Consider the following 4,328-nt stretch of genomic DNA (forward strand, 5'->3'; position numbering starts at 1 on the left):
GAGCGGGGCCCGGGTGGGGCGGCCCGGTTCCGTGGGCGGAAGCGGCAGGCCAGAGCGTTCCGTGGGCAGAAGTGCCCTCTCTTCTGCCCACGGAGGCGACGGGGTTGTGGGTTCTGCCCACGGAGGCGATGGGGTTGTGGGTTCTGCCCACGGAGGCGACGGGGTTGTGGGTTCTGCCCACGGAGGCGCCGGGACTGCGGTGGCCGGCCGGGCGCGGGAGCCGGCCCGGTCCGCCCCGAGGCGGGGGCCGACGTCGACCTTCGGTGGACGCGCGGCGGCCTGTGCGCCTCCTAGGCTGGACGCCATGATCCGAGTAGTCGTGGCCGACGACCAGGCGTTGATGCGCACCGCCCTCGAGCACTTCGTGGCCCAGGCTGAGGACCTCGAGGTGGTCGGCTCCGCCGAGGACGGGGTCCAGGCCCTCGAGGCGGCCCGCACGCTGGCCCCCGACGTCGTGCTGATGGACATGCAGATGCCCCGCATGGACGGCGTCGAGGCCACCGCGCGCATCTCCGCCGAGGCCCCGGGCGTGCGCGTCCTGGCGATCACCACCTTCTCCTCCGAGCAGTACCTCGTGCCCGCCCTGCGCGCCGGCGCCGCCGGCTACCTCGTGAAGGACGCCCCGCCGGCCGAGGTGGTGGACGCCATCCGCCGCGTCCATGCCGGGGACGCCGTGTTCTCCGCCCGCGTGGCCGCGGACCTGGTGGAGGCCGTCACCGCGGCCCCCGAGCACACCGCCCCCTCCACCCCCCGCGCGTCACCGCGGCAGCAGGAACCAGCCCATCACGGCCATGCCGAGGATCCCGGCGAGCATGGCCGGCAGCAGCACCACGAACAGGTTCCGCCGCGTCACGGCCCAGCCGGGCATCTGCGGCGACTGCGCCCCCGCGGCCATGCCGTGGGCCACCTGGATGCGAGCGGGCCCGGCGACGATGCCCCAGCCCGCGGCCGCGTTGTGCAGGCCGTTGGACCAGGGCGGGGGGACGCCCAGGGCGGCGCCTGTGTCCATCTGCAGGGGGCCGATCAGGGCCATGGCCCCGGTGTTCGAGGCCGTGATGAAGCCGGCGAACGCGCCGAGGAACGGCATCGCCACCAGGTAGGACTCCCCCATCCCGCTGAGTGCGCCCGCGAGCGCCTGCGAGACCCCGCCGGCGGAGAGGATGAGCCCGAACGCCACGTAGAGCGCGTTGGGGATGGCGGTGCCCACCCACAGCTTCCCGGCCTCGCGGGGGACGCGGCGGCGGGCGGCGGCGTCGAGGTGGAGCAGCTGCACGCCCACGCCCACCGCCACGAACGCCCACAGCGCCGGCGTCCCCACGAGGGCCGCCGCCCCCTCGAGCCCGAACGCGCCCTTCACGGTGGTGCCCAGCACGGTGCCGGCCATGAGCGTCAGGTACGGCACCACGTCCCGCCCCGGCCCGGGCAGCAGCCGGCCGCCGCGGATCACGAGCAGCCAGGCCACGGTGAGCACGAACGTGGCGACGGCGCCCGCCGGCGCGGTGCCGACCACGAGGTTCGCCCCCAGGATCAGCGCCCACTGGGCGACCCCGGAGAGCACGGCGACGCCGAGCCAGGGCAGTGTCCGGGCCGGGCCGACGTCGACTCGCATGCCGCGCGCCCCGCGCAGCAGCAGCACCGTGGCCACGCCCGCCACCAGGCAGGCCGGCAGGTTGAACACCGCGGCGGTGACCCCGATCTCCCGGAAGTCCAGGCCGAACAGGCGGGCGCCCATGAGCGTGCCCGGCGCCATGGACCCCCACGGGCCGATGGTGAGCGCGAGGACGGAGATCAGCGCGGACCGGAACGCCGTGTAGCCCAGACCCAGCAGCAGCGGCACACCCACGATCAGGGAGACGCCGAACCCGGTCACGGTCTCGAGGAACGGGATGACGCCGTGCACCATGAGCAGCGCGGTCGCGATCGTGGGGCCGTTGCCCGCCGACAGCCACGCGGCCAGGCGCGCGTGCCCGCCCGAGTACTCCATGACGCGGGACAGGGTGATACCGCCAGCGATGATCGCCAGGATCTCGAGCAGCGTGGGCACGCCGGCGCCGATCGCGCCGCCCAGGTCGCCCGGGGCCACGCCGAAGGCCGTGAGGGCCAGCAGCACGGCCACGGCCGTCCCGGCGGCCGGGGCCACCCACGCGGGCAGCCGGGTGAGCAGCAGCACGAGGGTGAGCAGGATGGGTGAGAGCGCGAGCAGCACCTCCACGGCGCACCCCCTCTCCTCGTGTACTGCGCCCCACTGTAGGCGCGGGGTGGGGCCGACACCCCTCCCCTTTACTCTGGGGGTCATGACGCAGCCATCCCACCCCGACGACGTCACCCGCGCCCGCCTGATCCCGCCCGTGCCCGTGGCGGTGGCCCCGATGGCCGGCGGCCCCTCGACCCCGGAGCTGGTGGCCGCCGTCGTCGGCGCAGGCGGCGGCGGGTTTCTCGCCGGCGGCATGCGGACGGCCGCGCAGATGCGCGCGCAGGTGGACGCGCTGCGCGCGCTGCTGGGCGCGGAGGGGCCGGACCGCTGGGGCGTGAACCTGTTCGTGCCGGACGCGGTGAACACGGCCATCCCGGACGCGGCGCGCACGGAGGCGGCACGGTCGGCGCGGACGGCGGCCGTCGCCGCGTACCGGGCGGGCCTGACGGCCGACGGCGCCGCCGGCCTGCCCACCGCCGCGGACGTCGTCCCGGACCCGGACGCCGAACGGGCCGACTTCGACGCCCTGCTCACCGCCGCCGAGGAGCAGGCGTGGCCGCTGGTCTCCTTCACGTTCGGCCTGCCGGCCGCCGACGTGTTCGCCCGGCTGGCCGCCGCGGGTATCCCGGCCGGAGCCACCGTGACGGACGCGACCGAGGCGCGGGCCGCCCTCGACCACGGGGCCGCGTTCCTCGTGGTGCAGGGCCACCGCGCCGGCGGGCACCGGGGCACGTCGGACCCGGCCGCGGAGCCGACCCGCGCCGAGATGCCGACGGTGCTGGCGGCGGTGCGCGACGTCGTCGGGACGGGGGCCGCGAGCGCCATGCCCGTGGTGGCCGCCGGCGGCGTGGGCACCGCCGAGGACGTGCGCGCCCTGCTCACCGCCGGCGCGGACGCCGTCGCGGCCGGCACCGCGTTCCTCCTCACCCCGGAGGCGGGCACCTCGGCGGCGCACCGGGCCGCCGTCGCGGCGTGTGCGGCCGGGACACGCTTCTCCGCCGACGACGGCCGGGCCCGCACCGCCCTGACCCGCGCCTACACGGGGCGGTGGGCGCGGTCGCTGGCCACCGCGTTCATGGCGGAGCACCCGGACGCCCCCGCCGCGTACCCCGAGGTCAACGTCCTGACGAAGGGGCTGCGCGCCGCCGCCGCGGCCGTCGGCGACCTCGAACGCGTCCACCTGTGGGCCGGCACCGAGGCGCACCGGGTCCGTGAGGCGCCGGCCGCCGACGTCCTCGCCTCCCTCACGCCCTGAGGACCGCCCCGGATCATCCCGCGGGCTGACGCCGGCCCCTCCGCCTGCGGCCTAGGCTGGCCCGCGTGAACCCCCTGCGCCGCCTCGACCAGTGGACGCGCCTGCACCCCGTGCGCACGGACGTGATGGCCGCCGCAGCCCTGTTCACCGTACTCGTGGCGCTCCCGTGGATCGCGCTCGGGCCGATGGTCGCCCCGGACCCCCAGGGCCGGCAGACGGCCGTCTCCCTCCTGGTCGGGGCCGGCATGGTCCTGCCGTGGGCCGTGCGTCGGGTGCGCCCGGTGGCCTCGGCCGCCGTCGTGACGGCCGCGGCCGTCCTGCACCTGCTCGCCGGGCCCGAGTTCAGCCTGTCCCTGCTGATGGTGCCGCTCACCGTCTACAACCTCGCTGCGAACGCGCCCCGGAGCGTCTCCGTGGCCGGGCTCCTCCTGGGGCTGGTCGGCGGCGTGGCCAACGGGGTGAAGGTGTGGCTGTTCCCGGCGCAGTTCGTCACCCCCGACGGCCTCACCGTCCGCTCCCCCGCGGAGCCGCTGGCCATGGTCATCATGGCGATCGGCTGCGGGCTCATGGTGCTCACCGCGTGGGCGTTCGGCGACGTCGTGCGCAACCGCCGCCTCACCGTGCGCGCCCTCGAGGACCGCGCCCACCGCCTCGAGGTGCAGTCCCGGCAGGAGCGCGAGCTCGCCGCCGCCGACGAGCGCAGCCACATCGCCCGGGAGATGCACGACATCGTCGCCCACTCCCTGCAGGTGATCATCTCCCAGGCCGACGGCGCCCGGTACGCCGCCGCCGCCAAGCCCGCGCTCGCGGTCACCGCGCTCGAGACCATCGGCCAGACCGGCCGTTCCGCGCTCGCGGACATGCGCCAGCTGCTCGGCG

The 4,328-nt window shown here is 76.5% G+C and carries 3 protein-coding genes and 1 pseudogene; 3 read left to right on the plus strand and 1 reads right to left on the minus strand.

Annotation, left to right across the window (positions count from 1 at the left end; genetic code table 11):
- Nucleotides 1-304: 304 nt before the first annotated feature.
- Nucleotides 305-640, plus strand: a pseudogene (locus J1M39_RS12235) (response regulator); the annotation flags it as partial.
- Between the two features lie 117 nt (nt 641-757).
- Here the strand turns inward: J1M39_RS12235 and J1M39_RS04910 are convergent.
- A complete protein-coding gene (locus J1M39_RS04910; RefSeq protein WP_036339358.1) occupies nt 758-2,212 on the minus strand; it encodes an L-lactate permease in 1,455 nt (484 codons plus the stop codon).
- A gap of 82 nt (nt 2,213-2,294) precedes the next feature.
- Between J1M39_RS04910 and J1M39_RS04915 the strand changes: the two genes are divergently transcribed.
- Both J1M39_RS04915 and J1M39_RS04920 read left to right on the plus strand, forming a co-directional pair.
- Nucleotides 2,295-3,449 (plus strand): nitronate monooxygenase, encoded by a 1,155-nt coding sequence (locus J1M39_RS04915; protein ID WP_069941557.1) that lies wholly within the window; start codon nt 2,295-2,297, stop codon nt 3,447-3,449.
- A 65-nt stretch (nt 3,450-3,514) separates the two neighbouring features.
- A partial coding sequence (locus J1M39_RS04920) for a DUF7134 domain-containing protein (RefSeq protein WP_206496518.1) occupies nt 3,515-4,328 on the plus strand: 814 nt, incomplete at its 3' end.

The organism is Micrococcus sp. KRD077 (genome assembly GCF_017168505.1).
GTDB lineage: Bacteria > Actinomycetota > Actinomycetes > Actinomycetales > Micrococcaceae > Micrococcus > Micrococcus luteus.